An 18,239-nucleotide genomic window follows, 5' to 3' on the forward strand; every position below is an offset into this window, starting at 1 on the left:
TTACGCAGCGCCCGGGGCAATGCTCACGCACTGCCCCGGGGTCTCGCTTGTCGTCAGAATCTCTGGCCGAACCGCAGGCCGACGGTCCGCGGCTCGTTCGTCACGATGTAGACCTCCTCGCCGCAAACCGCCTCGGCGCATTGTGCAAAGCGATAAAGCTCCGCACGCTCGTCGAACGCATTGCTGATGAAGAGCTCGAACGTCATGCCGTTCTCCGTCGCCACTCCGGCGGTGAAGTCCGCGATGGTGTAGCTCGGCAGACTGCCGATGATGGATTGCTCGTAGACGCGCAGATCGGATTTGCGCTCACCCGAATAGACCACCGAACCCTGCACGTGGCCCTCCAGCGAGCCGATCGGGAACCCGTAACGGGCCGTCAGATTGCCCTTGAATTCAGGCGTGACAGGCAATTCGGTGCCTTTCGGCGCCTCAGGATCAGGGCAGTCCGTCTCGGGGTTGTTGTTCGCGTCGACGAATCCGCAGTAGCTCTCGGTGAGCTCCGACTCGAGGAACGCGACACCGCCCGACAGCGTGAGTCCAGACGTCACGGCAAAGCTCAGATCAGCCTCGATACCGCGGATCTCCGCCTGGTTCGCGTTCTTGATTTCCGTCAGGCCGTTGGCACCGAGCAGCGAGAACTGGAAGTCCTCCCACTCCTGCTGGAAGATCGCGCCGTTGAAGCGGACGCGGTTGTCCGCCCACGTCGTTTTCCAGCCGATCTCGTAGTTGGTCAGGTAATCCGCCTTGTAGGGCGGCAGCGTACCGCGGCGATTGATGCCGCCCGGCCGGAACCCGCGCGACCAGGTCGCGTAGATCATGCGGTCATCATCGATACGGTAGGAAAGGTTGACCTTGCCGATCGTGCCGTCGTCCTTGGTGGTCTTGTCGAGGTTCTTGCAGGGCGCGCCATTGAAGGGATTCGGATCGAAGCACGCCGCCTCGCCCGTCGATCCGCTGAATCCCGCGCCGAAGCCGAAGAAGCCTTCGAGCGAGTTCTCGTACTTGAAGTACCGCAGACCGCCGGTCGCCGTCAGCTTGTCCGTGATGTCGAAGCTCAGTTCGCCGAACGCCGCATAGTCGCGATCGACGCGATCCTGCTTCGTCAGCCACAGCGTGTCTTCCCAGCCTGACACGGAGATGTCCGCGCCGAGGTCTTGGATCAGGTAGCGCTGTTCGATGTCATGTTCCTGGCGCTGCATGAACAGGCCGCCGACGAAACGGACGCGCTTCTCGGAATCCGTCGAAATGCGCAACTCATGGCTCTGCCGGTTGTAGCGGTCCTTGCCCTGGATGTACTGCGACGGATCGATGAGATTGCCGTCGTCGTCCATGATGTACGCGCCGTACCCGTAGAGCACGTCATAGAAATACGAGTAGTCGGAGTAGTCCGAGTTCGTGTCGACGTCGCGCTTCAGGTAGGAACCCGAATACACGAGATCCAGGTTGCTGATCCGGCCTTCGACCGTCAGAGCCGCCTGGACCCAGGTGTCGTCCGAATCCTCCGGGAACATGTGAGTCAGGTCGAGCTCACCGACCGTGGAATCGTAGCCGAAGCTGCCCTCGGCCTTCTGGTTCTGGGCCATGACGGTCGGCGTGATCGTCCAGTTGTCACCGAGATCGACGCGCAGCGCCACGCGTGCGCCGTAGGTCTCCACGTCGTTGTAGTCGTCCTTGGCGCGATCGAAGTTGTCGGCCGTGACACCCGAGCTTGGGAAGGTTCGCGTGCCTGCGACATTGTCGATATAGCCGGCATCCTTGCGCGCCCAGCCAACGAGGCGGATCGCCGCGGTGTCGGAGATCGGCAGATTGGCGAAGCCTTCGACTGTGTAGCCGTTGCCGCCTTCGGCAACCGTATTGCCCTCGATGTCGTAGCCCGCGGCGAACTTACCCGGATCCGGCTTGTTCGTGATGATACGCAGCGTGCCGGCCTGCGAGCTCGCGCCGTACAGCGTGCCTTGCGGACCTGCGAGCGCTTCGACGCGAGCGATGTCGTACAGATGTACATCGAGTGCGCCCTGGATCGTGGTGATGGGCTGTTCGTCGAGGTAGATGCCGACGCTCGGCAGTGAACCCGAGTGATTGCCGTCACCGCCGCTTGCGACGCCGCGCATGTAGACGGCCGCGAAGCCAGGCGCGATCGTCTGATACGACACGCTGGGCAGATACTTCACGTAGTCGTTGAAGTCGGAGATGCCCAGTTCCTCGATCTTGGCGGTGCCCAGCGCCTGGATGCTGAGCGGCACCTCCTGGAGATCTTCCTGGCGTTTCTGCGCGGTCACGATCACGTTCTCGAGAACCACGTTGCTCTGTTCCTGTGACAGTGCACCGGGACTGGTTGCCAGCAGTGCCGCGGCCAGCGGCATGCTCGTGGCGACTGCCCGCCCCTTGAGCGCCTGCAGGCGCTTCAGTTTGCGAGATCTGCTGCGTGTCATCTTCTTGGTCTCCCCATGTCGTTCGAATGAAAAAGGCTTGCGGTCGTCAGAGCTGCGGCACCGAAGGATACGTATCGAGCACCGGACCGAGCGCCTTCTTCAGCGGATCGAGCCAGGACTCGTAGTGACGCCAGTGATCGACCGCGTCGCGAAAAATCGGTTGGCGAACCTGCTCGGCGCTGGCGGTTCGCACCGCGCGGTCGTTCTCGTAGAAACGAAGGCAGCGCTCGTCGAAAGGCAGGCCGCAATAGTCGAGCAGCCGCCGCACCTCGGATTCCGTATCGGATACGAGCTGCTCGTAGATCACGCGATGCACTCGGCCCGGCAGCACTTCGTCGAAGTGCGCCATCAGTTGGACGTAGTCGTGGTAGTAGCGCCCTATGTCCACGAGTCCGTAGCTGAAATGCTGACCGCGGGCAAAGTGCTGTTTGAAGCCTGAAAAACAGCAGCCCAGCGGATGCCGGCGCGCATCGATGATCCGCGCATTCGGCAGGATCAGGTGAATCAGTCCGGTATGCGCGAAGTTGTTCGGCATCTTGTCGATGAAGAACGGCGCATCGGTCTTGCGTTGAATCCGTGTCTGCGACAGGTACTGCTCGCCGAGTGCTTTCAGCTCATCGCCGCTGAGTGCGGCCAGCACTTCCGGATACCTGGACACTTCCTGCTTCGTCTTGCGTCCGCCGAGTACGCGCGCAATGCCGGTGATGTCCGGCAACTCCATCGTGCCTTCGACCAGCGGATGACTGGACAGGATCTGCTCGAGCAGTGTCGAGCCGGAACGCGGCAGTCCGACGATGAAGATTGGATCGCGCGCCTGGCTGCCCGATCCCGCGCGCTCGGCGAAGAATTCCCGGGTGAAGAGCCGCCGCGAGCGCGCGGCATTCGCAGAGTTCTCGTCCGGATCGTAGTCGATCGCGGCCTTGCGCAGCTCGTTGCCCCGGGCGTAGTGCTCGAAGGACTGGGCGTACTCCTTGGCGTCTTCGAGCGCCTTGCCCATGGCGAAATGAAAATGGAAGCGGTCCTCGTCCGAAATATCGGAGCGCGACACCTGCCGCCGCATCGAATCGAGCTCGGCCGGCGTGAACCTGAATGTCTTCAGGTTTGCGAGGCTCCAGTAGGCCTCGCCGAGATGCGGCGTGATCTCGATGCTCTTTCGATAGGCCCCTATGCAGTCGTCGATCCGTCCCGCCGTTTTCAGAGCGTGCCCATAGCTCATCCACCCCTTTGCCTGACGAGGGTAGCGTGCAAGGACGTCGGCATAGATCGCGATGGCCGACTCGTAGTCGCCCAGTCGCGCAAGGATTGCCGCCTTCAGATTGCGATAGCCGGGATTGCTGGGGTCACGCGCCAGCGCCAGGTCGATCTGCTTCAGCGCTTCAGGCGACCGATTCTGCCGGTGCAGCACGACAGCGTAGTTGTGTCGTGCGGACAGGAAATCGGGTGCCAGTTCAAGGCACCGGGCAAGGAGATTCTCGGCGTCGCCGTAGCGACCCAGACGCGAGGCCACCTCCGCGAACATCCGGATAGCGGCAACGTCGGTCGGATGCTGATGCAGGTACTCCCGCAGAATGGCTTCCGCGTGAGCGATGCGATTCTCGACCAGCGCAGCACCAGCCTGAAGCAAGCGCGGATTACGCGATGCGTACCGGATGCTCTGACCATGAGCGTGCTCCGACGCCGCCGAGTCCCCGGCCGCCGACAGGTGATCGGCCAGGGCGCGCCAGGCATCGGGCAGATCCGGTTTGAGACCGACGGCGGTCCGCAAAGCTGCGACGGCAGCCTCGGCCTCGCCGACTGCCCCCAGCGCCAGACCCAGCTCATAGTGCGTTTGCGCCGAACGGGGTTGCTGCTCCGCAAGAGAACGCAGCGTCGCCACGGCCGCGGTGCCCTCGCCGTTCAGGCGCGATGCAATCCCGAGCAGGAGCATGGCTTGCGGATGCCGGGGAACGGCTTTCAGAATCTCACGCGCCTGTTCGGCAGCGAGCACCGGTTCGCGGTCGAGCAGCCGCGCGGTATGGGTCAGCGCTTCTTGCAGCGTGCCGATCGGATCAGGGGAGCTCATGACAACCGCCCGGGGAGAGAGCGTCGACCCAGCCGGCGTCCGAACGCTTGCGCGCTTCGCCGCTGCCGCCGACTCGGGATCATCGTCGATGACTCGCTCAGGACACTCCCCGTCTTCTTTTCCCCACGCCCGCTTCTTCGGATGCGCAGCGCGGTGCCAGATGGACCGTTCCGGCGACGCTCGCCGGAGGCCGGTATGAAGGCTAACCATCGGCATCAACAGAGGCAAGGCGCATCTGGCAACGCTGGACAGAATCGCTTGTATGCATTGCGGCCTTGCGTGGTACAGCGGCAACATGCGTCTCCCCGATGGCTTCTTATGACCGAGGCATGACGATGGTTCACTGGCAATGGTGCCACCTCAGCGACCTGTCGCCGCGACGGCTCTACGCGCTGATGGCCGTTCGCGTGGAGGTTTTCGTCGTCGAGCAGAACTGCCCGTACCAGGACCTGGACGGCCTCGACCTGGAAGCGAGACACCTGATCGGCTGGTCGGGCGACAAGATCGCCGCCTATCTTCGGCTGCTCGGTCCCAACACCCGGTTCACGGAGCCATCGCTTGGGCGAGTCCTGACCACCCAGTCCTTCCGGGGAACCGGGATCGGCAAGGAGCTCATGGAAGTGGCCTTGCGCGAGGTGGATGCGCGGCATTCGACCGCGAGCTTCCGCATCAGCGCCCAGTCGCACCTCCAGCGATTCTACGGAACGTTCGGCTTCGTCACTGACTCGGACGAATATCTCGAAGACGGCATCCCGCACATCGAAATGCTGCGCCCTCCCCGCGACGCGCTCTAGAAACTTTTTCTCACATCGCTGCATCAAACTGCTTATTGCCGTGTTCTGACCTCAAGCGGCCGGCAATGCAGGGAACCTCCATCGGCCCGCCGAGGGAGATGTATGGCAGCGCGATCAGGATTGTTGCGACTGGCTGCGGGGATCGTGTTCCTCGCTGGCCTGCTGGCGTTCGACGCCCGCGCATCGAATGAGCCGGTCGAGGCCGTCTGGAAGGTTCAGCGACTGACTTTCCAGTACCGCGGCGACAGCACCTTCTATACATGCGGCGGCCTGCGCCAGAAACTGGAAGTCATCCTGACCCGCCTCGGTGCGCACGAAAGCCTCAGGCTCAACGGCTTTGCCTGCAACGAGCAGGTCGGGAACGTGGTCTTTCAGATCACGCTCGCCTCTCCTGTTCTGGCCACTGAAGAGAACGTGCGAGCCCTCACCACCTACACGTCGGAGCAGGAACTCATCGCGCGCACCCGGGGCCAAAGCCTGCCCAGCGCAGAAGACATCCAGCGCTTCCCCGCCCACTGGGAAACCATTTCATTCGCGCGCGACAGGCGCATGCGAATCGAGCCGGGCGATTGCGAACTGGTTCGTCAGCTGACTCGCTCGATCCTTCCCTACCTCACCGTGCAAGTCGTCGAGGATCGACTGCACTGCTCTTCGTTCGGCAACATGCATCGACCGCGACTCATCGTCGCCGCACTCGTGCCCTCGCCTTCGCGATGAGATCGCTGGCGCACTGAGTTGAACCAGCACCACACGCGCGATCACTTACGTCCGTAAGCACCGTTACACGAACGCAACGCCGCTCGAGGCTCGTTCGTGTCCATTCGCCGGACGCAGGGGAACACAATGCGCGTTCACGCTCATCGCATCGTCATGACTTTCTTGTTCGCGACGCTCGCTGCCTGCGGCGGCAGTGGAGGCGGCTACGGAGGCGGGGGCGACCCGCCGCCTCCGCCACCTCCGGCTGCACCGACGATCACGCTCGCAGCACTTCCGTCGGGCTCACTGAATCGATCCGCCACGCTCACAGCCTCTGTCACAGCAGCAGCAGGCGTCACACGCGTGGAATTCCTCGTCGACAGTTCGACGATCGCCACGGTGACGACGTCTCCCTACACGACCACATGGGACACATCAGGCGTGAGCGACGGCAATCACACGCTCACCGCGCGTGTCACTGACGCGGCAGGGGCCACCGCGACAACGCCAGCAGTTACGGTCGCTGTCAACAATCATCCCGTCATCGAGGTAACACTGTCGCCGAACGAGACATTGCCCCGCCCGAACTCCACTGCCAGCGGTACGGGAGAACTTACCTTCAACCTCATCGATCGCACGGTGACGGGCGGCGTGACGGTCTCGGGCATCACGGCCACGCTCGCCCATATTCACGACGCATTCGCGGGCAGTGCGGGACCCGTGATCGTCAACTTCGTCCAGAGCGGATCGAATCCCAATCGATGGGATGCGCAGGCGGGAGCGGTGCTCACGGAGGAACAGATCAACGGGCTGTTCGCCGGCCGCCTCTACGTGAACGTGCACTCCGCCGCCTACCCGGCTGGCGAGATCCGGGGACAGATTCAGCCGGAGAACATCACGCTCGTGCTCACTGACCTGACCGGGGGTGCTGTCGTTCCAGCCGTGACTACATCAGCGAGCGCGACAGCGGCGACCACTGTCGACGCGAAAGCCAGCACCGCGACTGTGCACATCGTCGCCAGCGGCGTCGACGATGCGACCGATGCTCACGTCCACAAGGCCGCTGCTGGCGCCAACAACGCCACAGCGCTGCTCACGCTCGCCAAGGATGGGGCTGCACCGGGGCACTGGTTCGTCGAACTTGCACCGGTCACTGCGGCTGATCGCACAGACTTCGATGGCAACGGCTGGTATGCCGACATTCACACACCTGCGAACGCCGGCGGCGAACTGCGCGGTCAGATCACTCCGAATCCAGCCCCCCCGCCGCCGCCCGCGACGACACTCACTGAACTTCAGAACACGATCTTTACGCCGCGCTGCTCTGGATGTCATACGGGCGGTGGCGGCTCACTCCCGTCGTCGATGAATCTTTCGTCGACAGGCGCGACATTCGCGGCACTGGTCGGCGTCGCGAGTGTGCAGCAACCATCGCTGCAGCGCGTGCAGCCCAATAGCGTGGGGAACAGTTACATCATCCGCAAACTCGAAGGTACCGCAGGCATCAGCGGCAGCCGCATGCCGTTGGGCGGACCGTTCCTCGATCAGGACACCATCGATGAAGTGAAATCGTGGATTGAGGCGGGGGCGTTGAATAATTGAAGAGGCGGTGAGCGGTGAGCGGTGAGCGGCGAGCCAGAGGAAAGACAGAGAGTGCTTCCTCTGGCTCGTCGCTCACCGCTCGTCGCTCACTGCTTCCTCTTCCCCACCCACTCCTTCACTCTGCCCTCGAGCACCTCCAGCGGAATGGCTCCGCCGAGGAGCACAACATCGTGGAACTCGCGGACGTTGAACTTCTCACCCAGTGCCGCTTCTGCTTCGCGTCGCAGGGCGCGGATCTTCAACTCGCCGATCTTGTAGGCGAGTGCCTGGCCGGGCCACGAGATATAGCGCTCGAGCTCGGTCTGGATATTGTGGGTCGAGAGCGCTGAGTTCTCGGTGAAGCAGCGCCGCGCCTGCTCGATGTCCCATCCCAGCCAGTGAATGCCCGTGTCGGCAACCAGGCGGCACGCGCGCCACATTTCGTAAGAATAGCGACCGAACATTTCGTACGAGTCGCGATAGATGCCCATCTCTTCGCCCAGGAACTCCGAATAGAGACCCCAGCCCTCTACGAAGGCGGTCGGGCCGGAGTTGCGACGGAAGTACGGCAGGCCATCGAGTTCCTGGGCCAGCGCGATCTGCAAGTGATGACCGGGTACCGCCTCGTGCACCGTCAGTGCCGGCAGCTCATAGAGCGCCCGTTGATCGAGCTTCGAAGTGTTGACGATATAGCCGCCTGGTTGGCCGAGCTTCATGCTGCCGCCCCAGTAGCGGCCCGTCGTATAGCCTTCCGCCATTTCAGGCGGAACGGGACGCACGTCGTAGGTCAGCCTCGGCAGCGTGTTGAAGAGTGGCGGCAGTCCGCCATCCGCGCGCTTCGCGATCTCGCTGGCCTTCTCGAGCAGCTCCTGCGCGGTGCGTGGATAGAACTTCGGATCGGTCCGCAGCATCCGCAGGAACTCGGCGAAGCTGCCTTTGAATCCTGTCTGGGCAATCGTCTTTTCCATGAGACCACGGATTCGCGCCACTTCGGACTGGCCGAGCTTGTGGATTTCATCCGGCGTCATGGCGGTCGTGGTTTCGCGCCGCGCGAGAAAGCGATAGCTCTCCTCTCCTCCCGCCACTGAGCGCCATGCGATCGCCGGACGAGCGGCAGGCACGTATTCCTTCGCGAGGAAGTCCGCGAACGCCTTCTGGGCGGGACCGATCCGCTCAGTTACAAGCTTGAGCGCCTTCGCGCGATACTCATCCTGCGCACTCTTCGGGATGCTCGCCGGCATCTTCTGGAACGGGAGCAGCAACGCGCTGTCCGCGGGCTTCGTCGCAGCTTGCTGTCGTGCCACATCGAGGACGCGATCGACGACGATGCGTGGCTGGGTGAATTTCGTCTTGATGCCGCGGCGCAGGTTCGCGACGTTCTGATCGTAGAACGCCGGCAGCGCATCGAGTCGCGCGAGCCATGCATCGGCATCCTCACGTGAAGCGATCACCGAAGTGCGCGCCACATAGTCCGCCAGCGTATGGAAGCCATCGTCATTCTGGAAGGCGATGCGCGAGAAATCGAAACCGGTTTCTTCGATCGACGTGGCGATGGCATGGGAGGCCAGCGTGCGATTGAGCCCTGACTCCTGCGACAGCTGCCCGGCGTCGATCGCATCGAGGCGCTTGCCGACCGCGGCGAGCTCATCGCTCATGCGCTTCTCGAACTGCGGACTGACATCCGGCCAACGACGCAGCGCCTCGCGATCGCCCTCCGAACCGGACGTGATCGGATCGATCGTGCGATCGATACGCTCGTAGTCGGCAAGTGCGCGCGCGAGCTCGATCTCTGCAGCGTTCTGTTGCGCCTGCCCCAGCACGACAGCGGGCATCAGCACGACAGCCAGGGAAAGGATGCGAAGCGTTCGGTTCATGTTGTTCTCCGAGAAACTCCGCGCATATTGCCACCGGGAGCCGTGAATACGAACTGCGATGCGATGGCTCGGTGTATACAGAAGGCCGCGAGCGGCGAGCCATGAGCTATGAGCCAGCTACGTTCCGGCGTCTGGCTCGCCACTCATCGCTCGCTGCTTGCGGCCATCTGCCTTCAGAACGGCGGCGCTTCCTGCGAGGGTGCCGTCTTCAGTGCTCCGACCTCTTCGTCGACGAAGCGATAGCGAACGTTGCCGTAGATCATTTCCTGCCAGCTCTGCTCGCCCCACCGGACTTCGATGTTCGGATCGGGGTTCGCCTTGTTCTGCGACGAGTTGTCGTAGACCGTGTCATAGATCAGGGTCGTGCCCTTGGGCAGCAGCTTCGGTTCCTTCAGCTCGTAGGCGGTCTGCCAGTTGAAGTCGTACTTCGGCACATTGAGCAGGATTTCCTCGCGACCATCCGGATAGCGCGCGACGTATTTCGACGCGATGCCGCGATAGTGCGAATGCGCGGTCAGCGTATAGATCAGCACATCCCGATCGAACGTGCGCGGCGGCGCGACGATCCGGTGTTCCTTCGTATTCGCCGGGATCTTCAGGAACGGATCGAGCAGCACCATCTGTCGCAGCGGATACTTCGGCGGAGCGTCCATGAAATACAGGCCGACCTTCGTCGCATCCGTCGCCGTCTTGCCCGCCGCCGTGTAGTGCACCTGGAAACGGAAGTTCATGTCCTTCGGCACGAAGACGCCGGTCTGCGGAGGAAATCGCACGATGTCGCCGCCGGGCACGTAGCCGGCGAGGTAGGTGTCACGCAGCGCGGCTGCCCCGCTCACGTTTCCAGTGGCGCGAGTCGCATAGGCGAGGATGTGATGAACCACCGAACGTTCGGTGGGATTGAACGCTACAGCGCTCACCCACACGTCGCGGCCCGTCGTGTTCTTCACGATCGGATTCTGGTATTCGATCGTCCCGGTCGCGGGGACTTCGAACGCAGGAATCTCCACGATGAGATCCGGCTGGCCACCCACCCATTCCGGCCAGTCATTCTTCTGGCTGAGGAGTGGATCGGCGCCTTCGCCGCGCGGCGCGCCCGCCTCGATCCAGTGAACCAGTGCTTTCGCCTGCTCTTCGCTCAGGGAGCGATCGTGGTTGAACACGCCGTAATGCGGATCAGCGTGCCAGGGCGGCATGCGCTGCGTCCGGACGACTTCGCGAATCATCGGCGCGAATCCGCGGATCATTTCGTAGCTCGTCATCTGCCACGGACCGATGCCGCCGGCCCGGTGACAGGTAACGCACTTCTCTTCGAGCATCGGCGCGATGGTCTTCACATAGGAGATCTTCGCGTGCGCGTTGCGTTTGCCGAGCTCAGGCAGCATCACGGCGCAACCCTTCATCGCCGCCTTGCTCGTCTTGACCGGTGCGCCGGCCAGCAGCGCATCCACTGCATCTTTGGCATAGCTCGCGCCCTCCGCTTCGACCGGGCCGCGATAGGCAACCTTCCAGCCCTGCGGATCGATCACGAGCGCTTCGCCGGCTTGCGTCGCGTTGAGCGATTCGCCGATGAGCCGCAGCTCGTCGATGAGGATCGGCACATTCGTCGATGCCTGCGTTGCCTTGAGCACGCTTTCACGGCTCTGCGCCGAGTTCAGCATCAATACCGTAACGCCGCGCGCCTGGTAGTCATCGCGGAGCTTGTTCAGCTTTGGAATCGCCGCATCGGACGCCGCGCAGTCGTTGGACTGCACCATGAGCACGACGGCTTTCATGTCGGAAAGATAGTAGAGCTCGTGCGACTTGCCCGTCTGATCGTTCAGCCGGAAGTTGTCCGCCGTGTCGCCGGCATTCAAAGCGAATGCCTGACCGGCGCAGAGCATCGCTCCCAGCAACCCAGCGAAAGTTCGCGCACGCGAAAGAATGTTCATTGATACCCCCTGTCGAATCTCGAACCGCGGGAGTGTGCGTGCCGGCTTCGAGGGGTGTCTATCGACCGACTGAAAGGGAGCGCAAAGATTCGTCCACGCCAAACCGCATGGCGCAACTTGCGTATCGGGACGACACGATCAGTGGGGTTTTGCCTGTGTGAACTCAGGCCGGCTTGGCTTCGGGGAGCTTGCGCACCATCGAGCGATACGTCGAGCGAGCCTTCCGCAGCGCTTCACCCGGCGTCGTTGCCGCACCGCTCGAGCTCGCGCGCCACAGCGACCGCTGCGTCGCCGGATCGATCAGGTAAAGAATCAGATCGCCCTCGCGGCCGACGCCGGGCGGGCGCTGTTCGCCGACAGGCGCCGGCGTGTTGCCGGAGCTCCCATCGAACACCGTCGTGTCGACCGGGTTGATGTGTTTGCTCAGGTCCTGTTCGACGGCTGCTGTCATCGTGGTGCGACTCACGGCGCCCAGAACGACCAGCACATCGGCGGGCTCGGATCCCGTCACTTCGCGATAGCCGCGACTCTGCAGCGCGCCGACGGCGGCTGCCCGCAATTCGCTGCTGACTTTGGCGCGCTGATCATCGGTGATCTGTTCCGGGAAGACGTAGCGCTCTTCCTGCACCTTGAAGGTCTGGAATGCCGGCAGCGCACCGGGGTCGCCGGCCATTTCTATGGGATCGCTTGCGCAAGCGCCCAGCAGCAGTGAGATCGTTGCGATCGGGGTCAGTATTTTTTTCGTTGTCACTTGAGATCCACATCCAGTTCGTAGTCGACCTTGCCTACCTGTTTCGCCTGCGAGCGCAGCAGTACGAGGCGCACCGTGTAGGTTCCGTTCCCGGGCGCGACGCCTTCCCAGCTCGTGGTGCCGTCGATGAAATTGCTGTACACGGCGGGCCCGGTCTTCACTGTCGGCGCAAACACGGGCGCCAGCAGATCGATCCCGATCCAGGGCGACAGCTCCGACGACAGCGAGAGCTTCACCTTCTGGCCCTTGCGGGCATCGAACGTGTACTCGTGCTTGCCAGGGCCGACCAGCCGCCCCTGGACCCGCGCGCGCTTCGCATCATCGAAAGCCAGCTCCGCGATCCTGACTTCGGCCTTGGCTTTCTCCTGGACGAACGCGACCTTCTCCTGGGCTCCGGCGACACTCAGTACGCCAGCCGCACCGATTCCCGCCGCAACAACGAGTCCCATCGACCAACCGATCAACTTGCGCGTCATGACACACCTCTGTGGCCATGAATCGACCATTCAGCGTTCCGGTTCCCTGGAGCCCAGCGCCATCCCCGCGAAAGCGGGGATGACAGATTTCCGCCTGCTCGCTAGTAGGCGCGCGAGCGACCTATCGGAGCAATGAGTACTTTGGGAACAGCGGATCGGCCGGTCGAATCCGCGCGGACCGGGCGCCTGCCTTACAGCCAGCGAACCACGCCGTCCGTCGGCGCGGGAATCAGAGGACCTGCTGCAGCGAGCGTCCCGAGATAGAGCAGCGCGACAATGTGATCCTCGGCGGCCAACCCGAGCGCCTGTTTCACTGACGGGTCATAGGCGGCGCCGCCCGTCTTCCACATCGAGCCGTAGCCCAGTCCGTGGGCAGCAAGCATCATGTTCTGGGCCGCCGCACCGACGGCCAGGATCTGCTCGATTTCGGGAATCTTGCCCTTCGTGGGATGCGCCGCGACGACGACGATCGTCGGTGCACGCATCGGCTTGTTGCGCTCGGCTTCCAGCTGATCCGGCGTCGCGCCCGGCATCTTGGCCAACAACAGGTTCGCCATGGCATCGGCCAACACCTTCCGCGAGTCGCCTTCGAGGACGACGAAGCGCCAAGGGCGCAAACGACCGTGATCCGGCGCCCGCACTCCCGCGGCGATGATGCGCTCCAGATCCTCTCTCTTGGGGCCAGGCGCGGTCAGCTTGGATGCGGAGGTCCGCGATTCGATGCCGGTCAGCAGATCCATTGGGAGTCCATCTATTTGAGCTTTCGAACCTGCATCGCCAGATGCAGGCGGTCGCCACGCATCGTGCACATGGCAATGTCGACGCCATTGTCGACCGCCCAGGTGCGCGACAGCGCTTGCGAAGGCAGATAGACCGGTAGCTTGAACTGAGTGTCGATCTGAATGCCGTCCGGCGGCAGATGGACTGCAGCGGCGCCGAGACAGCGGCCCAACGACCACATCCCGTGCGCGACGGCCTGTTTGAAGCCGAACATCGCCGCGGTGCGCGCCGTCAGATGAATTGGATTGAAGTCACCCGAGACGCGCGCATACCGCCAGCCGGTGTTCTCCCGGATCTCGAGCGTCTGGGTATCGGTGCCTTCCTGCGGATGCGCCGAGCGCTCGATCGACGGGCGCTTGCCGCCTTCGGTCTTCGTCGGCGTATTGCCGCGCGCGAACATCGTGCTGATTTCCTCCCATACGACTTGCCCGTCGCGTTCGTAGCGCGTCGTGAAGTCGTACTCCTGCCCTGCGTCCGTGAGCCGCAGGGTGTCGAAATGGACCGTCAGCCGCAGCGGTGCTTTTGCATCGATGGCGCGGAATACCCGGATCGTGTTCCTCAGATGAATCAACCCGAGGACTTTCACGGGGAATCCCTGTGCGATGAACAGCTGCATGTGCATCGGCATCGCCACTGCATGCAGATACGCAGGCGGCAGATGGGCTGCAGCCGGCACGCCGCAGACATCGCGATACTGTTGCAGATGGCGTTCCGAGAGCTTCACCGTACGCGCCTCGAGCTCGATCGGCGTAACCGTCGTGCCCGCGGGTGCGATGTACGGCTTCTTGCCGAGCAAAACCCGGACGTATGCCGGCACCATCGAGGGCAGACCGGCGAATGAAATCTTGGCGGTGGCTGGCATCAGGAACGGGTGAGCTTAAGGAACGGTGCGATCGATGACGATCTGCAATGTGCCTGTGTCCTTGCTGAAATCATAGTCGGCTTCCCCGTAGAAATCGCCGCTGCGTTCCTGCGGGGCACCGCTCAGGGATAGCCGCGCGACGACACGCACGCGAGGCACCGTTGCAATCGTTCGGGTAGGCATCATGGCATCCGCTTCGCTCAATTCCACGGTCAGAGGAACGGCTGTGGAGCTGTGACGTTCCACGGCCAGCGGCGGTCCGCCGGCTTCTGGATCCCTTGCGACGATGAACAACGGCGTGGACCCCTTCAGCTGCTGCTGAACCGAGGGTGCGATGCTGACTGCGACGCGAATCACTCGCGCATGGTCGGCAACCGGCGCAGCTGCTGACGCGGACGAGCCGCCTTCGGCCGGTGCGCCCATCTGCTCATTCAATGCCTGAATCTGCCGTTCGAGGACCGTGCGCAACTCCGGAGGGGGGGTCTGGGCCAGCAGGGCTTGCAGCCGATCGCGGCCAAGCTTCAGATCGCCGGCTTGCAGCGCCGCAATACTTCCGTACCAGAGCGCCTTCGGATTGTTGGGTGCTTTGCGCAGTGCCGCGTCGATCAACTCGCCGGCGCGACCTGACAGCGAGCCCTGGTCCATCAGGGCGAGCGCCTCTCCCAACCCGATCACCGCTTCGATGTTCTCGCCGTTCGTCAACGTGTAAGCCTGCTGGTAGGCATCCACCGCGCGACCGAAACGCTGCAATGTCGTGTAGGAACGGCCGAGCAGAAGCCAGCCCTGCACATCCTCCGGATTGGCCGCGAGCTTGGCCTCGAGGCGTCCGAGCATTTCATCGACGTTCGCGCTTTCCTGTGCCGCGGTTTCGACGGCGTTCCAATCCCAGTTGCTCAGATGCCCATACATCGCCGTCGCGAGGCCGGCCACGGCGAGCACGACGATTGCACTGGAAACGCGGCGCTCCCTCTGCGTGGCGACCTTGTCCACCGCGGGCTGCGGACGCCACAGCGGCAACGTCACCCACACGAGCACCGCCAGCAACAGGATTCCACAAACGATATAGAACGCCGTCATGGAGCACCCGAGCCGCGAGCGCGATCGTCTTCAGGCAGATCGTCGTCGGGGAGCTTCGACTTGCGGAGGATCACGACGACCGCGATCACGCCGCCGCCAAGCACAAGCAGCGCGGGTGCTGCCCACAGCAGCCATGTATTCGACTTCACCGGTGGCCGATAGAGGACGTAGTCGCCGTAGCGATCCGTCATGTACGTCATGATTTCGGCGTCGGTCTTGCCTGCGGCGATGAGTTCGCGCAACTGCCGGCGCAGATCTTCCGCAAGCGAAGCATTGGAATCGGCAATCGTCTCGCTGCGGCATTGCAGGCAGCGCAGCTCGCGGGCAATGCGCTCATAGCGTGCTTGCTGCGCTGGATCCGCGAACGCAGGCGCCGTATCGATGGCGTGCGCAAACGACGCCAGCAGCATGCACGCGAGCACGGCCGCACAGATTCTCATCGCGACACCGCCTGCTGCTTCAGCAAAGGAAGGAACTCACGCTCCCAGATTTCGACGGTCAGCGGCGCCACGTGCTTGTGAATGACGTTGCCTGCTGAATCGACCAGGAATGTCTCCGGAGCGCCGTAAACGCCCCAGTCGATGGCGACGCGCCCTTCCTGGTCGAAGGCGGTGACGACGTAGGGGTTGCCGAGCTCGCGCAGCCATTGCTGCGCAAGGTCCCTCTCGTCCTTCCAGTTCAGGCCCACGATCGGGACTTCACCGCGGGCGGCAATCGCAAGCAACGCGTCGTGCTCCTGACGGCAGCCGACGCACCAGGTCGCCCACACGTTCAGCACGTAGGGCTGGCCGGCGAAATCCTTGTTCGACACGGTTTGCGTGGGATCGTCGACACGCGGCAGCGAGAATGCCGGCGCGGGTTTGCCGAGTAGCGGCGACGGCAACGTCTGCTTGTCACGGCCGAGCCCGACGAAGAAGAACGCAACGAGCGCGGCCAGCAGTCCGACTGGAATCAGGTATCGAAGCATCGTTTAAACAGTCTTTACGTCAGCGGCGGCGACGGCATCGTCGGCCGTCACCCGCTTGCGATAGCGCCGGTCGAATGCGGCAATGAGGCCACCCAGTGCCATGGTGAAGGCGCCCATCCAGATGAACCTCACCATCGGCTTGTACTGCAGGCGCAGGCTCCATGAACCATCGCCCAGCGGCTCACCCATGGACACGAGCAGGTGTCGCGTCAGACCGGAATCGATGCCCGCTTCGGTCATCGGGTTCTTCTGCACGCGATAGATGCGCTTCTGCGGGTGCAGCACTGCGATCTCCTTGCCATCGCGCGTGATCCGGATCTCCGCTTCGGTCGCCTCGTAGTTCGGGCCTTTTACGTCGCTGAGCTTTGTCATCGTGAACTGGAATCCGGAAAGCTCTGCCGTCTGCCCGGGGCGCAAGCTCAGGTCCATCTCCTGGCGATACGACTGGGTCGTCGCGACGCCGAGCACGAAGACAGCCAGACCGAAGTGCGCAACGCTCATGCCGATGACGCCTGCCGACAGCGAATGGCCTTTGCGCAGGCGCGACACCGGATCAACGAGCGCCGAGAGGCCGACCCAGAATGCGAGGCTGAATCCGATCACGGTCATGACGGAATGCCAGCCATACGCAACGAGCGCGAGTGCGATTCCCGCGACCACTGAGACTGCGAGCAGCACGAGAAGAAGCCCCTTCGTGCGCCCGAAATCGGCTTTCTTCCACCCGGCGTGCATGCCGGGTGCAAGCAGCACGACCATCGGCAGCATCGGAATGAGGAAAGCAATGTCGAAGTACGGCGGACCAACGGAGATCTTCCCGAGATTCAACGCATCGAGAAACATCGGATACAGCGTGCCGAGCAGGATCAGCAGAGTCGCTCCGACGAGCAGGACGTTGTTGATGAGCAGGAACGACTCGCGCGATACGGGCGCGAAACCGGTGTTCGTCCGGAACAGCGGCGCGCGCCACGCGTACAAGCCGAGTGCCGATCCCGCGCACAAGCCCAGGAACGTGAGGATGAACAAGCCTCGACCCGGATCGCTCGCGAACGCATGGACGGACTCGACGACACCGGAACGAACGAGGAACGTTCCGAGCACCGATAGCGAGAACGCGGTGATCGACAGCAGCAGCGTCCAGCTCTTGAAGAGTCCGCGCTTTTCCGTGACCGCAAGCGAGTGAATCAGCGCCGTGCCGACCAGCCAGGGCATGAACGATGCATTCTCGACAGCGTCCCAGAACCACCAGCCGCCCCAGCCAAGCTCGTAATACGCCCACCAACTGCCCAGGGTGATGCCGCAAGTGAGGAAGACCCACGCCACGTTGGTCCACGGCCTGACCCAGCGCGCCCATACTGAATCGAGCTTGCCCTCGAGCATGGCCGCGACAGCGAACGCAAACGGCACTGACATGCCGATATAGCCGATGTACTGCATCGGCGGATGAATGATGAGACCAGGATCCTGCAGCAGCGGATTCAGATCGCGGCCGTCCACCGCGGCTGGCCAGAGTCGCTCGAACGGACTCGACGTCGTGAGAATGAAGAGTGCGAAGCCCGCGCTGATCAGGCCAAGCACACCGAGGACGCGGCTCGTGACCACATCGGGAATCGAGCGGCTGAATATGGAGACGGCAAGTGTCCACGTCGCTTGCGCCAGCAGCCACAGGAGCAGCGAGCCTTCATGCGCACCCCAGGTCGCAGCCAGTCGATATATCGTCGGCAACTCGGAGTTCGAGTTTTGCGCGACATACAACACGGAGAAATCGTTGACGTAGAACGCGTGCATGAGACACGCGAACGAAACGGCAGTGAGAACGAAGTGCCCGACGACTGCATTGCGCGTCAGCGCAATCCAGTGCGGCTTGCGATAGACGGCGCCCGCGAGCCCGAAGAACGCCTGCGGCAGCGTCAGGCAGAACGCGAGGATCAGTGCGAAATGGCCTAGCTCAACACTCATAAA

Annotated in this window: 15 protein-coding genes; 3 read left to right on the forward strand and 12 right to left on the reverse strand. The window is 63.0% G+C overall.

The window, feature by feature from the left end:
* Positions 1-53 precede the first annotated feature (53 nt).
* Together HNQ60_RS05060 and HNQ60_RS05065 are read right to left on the reverse strand one after the other, a co-directional pair.
* A complete protein-coding gene (locus HNQ60_RS05060) occupies positions 54-2,432 on the reverse strand; it encodes a TonB-dependent receptor (protein WP_221304020.1) in 2,379 nt (792 codons plus the stop codon).
* Between the two features lie 46 nt (positions 2,433-2,478).
* The gene (locus HNQ60_RS05065; protein WP_184329898.1) at positions 2,479-4,494 is read right to left on the reverse strand and encodes a tetratricopeptide repeat-containing sulfotransferase family protein; all 2,016 of its coding nucleotides are present in this window, start codon (positions 4,492-4,494) and stop codon (positions 2,479-2,481) included.
* 308 nt (positions 4,495-4,802) lie between these two features.
* Here HNQ60_RS05065 and HNQ60_RS05070 point away from each other — a divergent pair, with 308 nt between their 5' ends.
* The 3 genes from HNQ60_RS05070 (at position 4,803) to HNQ60_RS05080 (ending at position 7,586) form a co-directional block, all read left to right on the forward strand.
* Complete coding sequence (locus HNQ60_RS05070; RefSeq protein WP_221304021.1) at positions 4,803-5,288, forward strand: GNAT family N-acetyltransferase; 486 nt, start codon at positions 4,803-4,805, stop codon at positions 5,286-5,288.
* Positions 5,289-5,390: 102 nt separating this feature from the next.
* Positions 5,391-6,005 (forward strand): hypothetical protein, encoded by a 615-nt coding sequence (locus HNQ60_RS05075; RefSeq protein ID WP_184329899.1) that lies wholly within the window; start codon positions 5,391-5,393, stop codon positions 6,003-6,005.
* Between the two features lie 126 nt (positions 6,006-6,131).
* Positions 6,132-7,586 carry a CHRD domain-containing protein gene (locus HNQ60_RS05080; RefSeq protein ID WP_184329900.1) on the forward strand — a complete coding sequence of 485 codons (1,455 nt, stop codon included), beginning with the start codon at positions 6,132-6,134 and terminating at the stop codon, positions 7,584-7,586.
* A gap of 86 nt (positions 7,587-7,672) precedes the next feature.
* Here the strand turns inward: HNQ60_RS05080 and HNQ60_RS05085 are convergent, their stop codons facing one another.
* From HNQ60_RS05085 to HNQ60_RS05130, 10 genes are all read right to left on the reverse strand, one after another.
* Positions 7,673-9,439: a DUF885 domain-containing protein gene (locus HNQ60_RS05085; RefSeq protein ID WP_184329901.1), complete on the reverse strand. Its 1,767-nt coding sequence runs from the start codon at positions 9,437-9,439 to the stop codon at positions 7,673-7,675.
* Positions 9,440-9,612: 173 nt separating this feature from the next.
* Positions 9,613-11,367: a redoxin domain-containing protein gene (locus HNQ60_RS05090; RefSeq protein ID WP_184329902.1), complete on the reverse strand. Its 1,755-nt coding sequence runs from the start codon at positions 11,365-11,367 to the stop codon at positions 9,613-9,615.
* Positions 11,368-11,530: 163 nt separating this feature from the next.
* The gene (locus HNQ60_RS05095; protein ID WP_184329903.1) at positions 11,531-12,118 is read right to left on the reverse strand and encodes a DUF4136 domain-containing protein; all 588 of its coding nucleotides are present in this window, start codon (positions 12,116-12,118) and stop codon (positions 11,531-11,533) included.
* On the reverse strand, positions 12,115-12,594 hold the full coding sequence (locus HNQ60_RS05100; RefSeq protein ID WP_184329904.1) for a hypothetical protein: 480 nt from the start codon (positions 12,592-12,594) through the stop codon (positions 12,115-12,117). Before HNQ60_RS05100 ends, HNQ60_RS05095 begins: the two co-directional genes overlap by 4 nt.
* A 191-nt stretch (positions 12,595-12,785) precedes the next feature.
* The gene (locus HNQ60_RS05105; protein WP_184329905.1) at positions 12,786-13,334 is read right to left on the reverse strand and encodes a nitroreductase family protein; all 549 of its coding nucleotides are present in this window, start codon (positions 13,332-13,334) and stop codon (positions 12,786-12,788) included.
* An 11-nt stretch (positions 13,335-13,345) separates the two neighbouring features.
* Positions 13,346-14,236 carry a MaoC family dehydratase gene (locus tag HNQ60_RS05110; protein WP_184329906.1) on the reverse strand — a complete coding sequence of 297 codons (891 nt, stop codon included), beginning with the start codon at positions 14,234-14,236 and terminating at the stop codon, positions 13,346-13,348.
* Positions 14,237-14,251: 15 nt separating this feature from the next.
* A complete protein-coding gene (locus HNQ60_RS05115; protein ID WP_184329907.1) occupies positions 14,252-15,313 on the reverse strand; it encodes a tetratricopeptide repeat protein in 1,062 nt (353 codons plus the stop codon).
* The gene (locus tag HNQ60_RS05120) at positions 15,310-15,753 is read right to left on the reverse strand and encodes a cytochrome c-type biogenesis protein (protein WP_184329908.1); all 444 of its coding nucleotides are present in this window, start codon (positions 15,751-15,753) and stop codon (positions 15,310-15,312) included. Before HNQ60_RS05120 ends, HNQ60_RS05115 begins: the two co-directional genes overlap by 4 nt.
* A complete protein-coding gene (locus HNQ60_RS05125; RefSeq protein ID WP_184329909.1) occupies positions 15,750-16,280 on the reverse strand; it encodes a DsbE family thiol:disulfide interchange protein in 531 nt (176 codons plus the stop codon). The genes HNQ60_RS05120 and HNQ60_RS05125 overlap by 4 nt, the downstream gene beginning before the upstream one ends.
* A 3-nt stretch (positions 16,281-16,283) precedes the next feature.
* Positions 16,284-18,236 (reverse strand): heme lyase CcmF/NrfE family subunit, encoded by a 1,953-nt coding sequence (locus HNQ60_RS05130; protein WP_184329910.1) that lies wholly within the window; start codon positions 18,234-18,236, stop codon positions 16,284-16,286.
* Positions 18,237-18,239: the final 3 nt, after the last annotated feature.

It is taken from the genome of Povalibacter uvarum, assembly GCF_014202975.1.
Lineage (GTDB): Bacteria > Pseudomonadota > Gammaproteobacteria > Steroidobacterales > Steroidobacteraceae > Steroidobacter > Steroidobacter uvarum.

What these genes read in the sequence shown, in the direction of transcription:
- HNQ60_RS05060 (WP_221304020.1), bottom strand. Translation starts at nt 2,432, where the DNA reads ATGACACGCAGCAGATCTCGCAAACTGAAGCGCCTGCAGGCGCTCAAG.
- HNQ60_RS05065 (WP_184329898.1), bottom strand. Translation starts at nt 4,494, where the DNA reads ATGAGCTCCCCTGATCCGATCGGCACGCTGCAAGAAGCGCTGACCCAT.
- HNQ60_RS05070 (WP_221304021.1), top strand. Translation starts at nt 4,803, where the DNA reads ATGGCTTCTTATGACCGAGGCATGACGATGGTTCACTGGCAATGGTGC.
- HNQ60_RS05075 (WP_184329899.1), top strand. Translation starts at nt 5,391, where the DNA reads ATGGCAGCGCGATCAGGATTGTTGCGACTGGCTGCGGGGATCGTGTTC.
- HNQ60_RS05080 (WP_184329900.1), top strand. Translation starts at nt 6,132, where the DNA reads ATGCGCGTTCACGCTCATCGCATCGTCATGACTTTCTTGTTCGCGACG.
- HNQ60_RS05085 (WP_184329901.1), bottom strand. Translation starts at nt 9,439, where the DNA reads ATGAACCGAACGCTTCGCATCCTTTCCCTGGCTGTCGTGCTGATGCCC.
- HNQ60_RS05090 (WP_184329902.1), bottom strand. Translation starts at nt 11,367, where the DNA reads ATGAACATTCTTTCGCGTGCGCGAACTTTCGCTGGGTTGCTGGGAGCG.
- HNQ60_RS05100 (WP_184329904.1), bottom strand. Translation starts at nt 12,594, where the DNA reads ATGACGCGCAAGTTGATCGGTTGGTCGATGGGACTCGTTGTTGCGGCG.
- HNQ60_RS05105 (WP_184329905.1), bottom strand. Translation starts at nt 13,334, where the DNA reads ATGGATCTGCTGACCGGCATCGAATCGCGGACCTCCGCATCCAAGCTG.
- HNQ60_RS05110 (WP_184329906.1), bottom strand. Translation starts at nt 14,236, where the DNA reads ATGCCAGCCACCGCCAAGATTTCATTCGCCGGTCTGCCCTCGATGGTG.
- HNQ60_RS05115 (WP_184329907.1), bottom strand. Translation starts at nt 15,313, where the DNA reads ATGACGGCGTTCTATATCGTTTGTGGAATCCTGTTGCTGGCGGTGCTC.
- HNQ60_RS05120 (WP_184329908.1), bottom strand. Translation starts at nt 15,753, where the DNA reads ATGAGAATCTGTGCGGCCGTGCTCGCGTGCATGCTGCTGGCGTCGTTT.
- HNQ60_RS05125 (WP_184329909.1), bottom strand. Translation starts at nt 16,280, where the DNA reads ATGCTTCGATACCTGATTCCAGTCGGACTGCTGGCCGCGCTCGTTGCG.
- HNQ60_RS05130 (WP_184329910.1), bottom strand. Translation starts at nt 18,236, where the DNA reads ATGAGTGTTGAGCTAGGCCATTTCGCACTGATCCTCGCGTTCTGCCTG.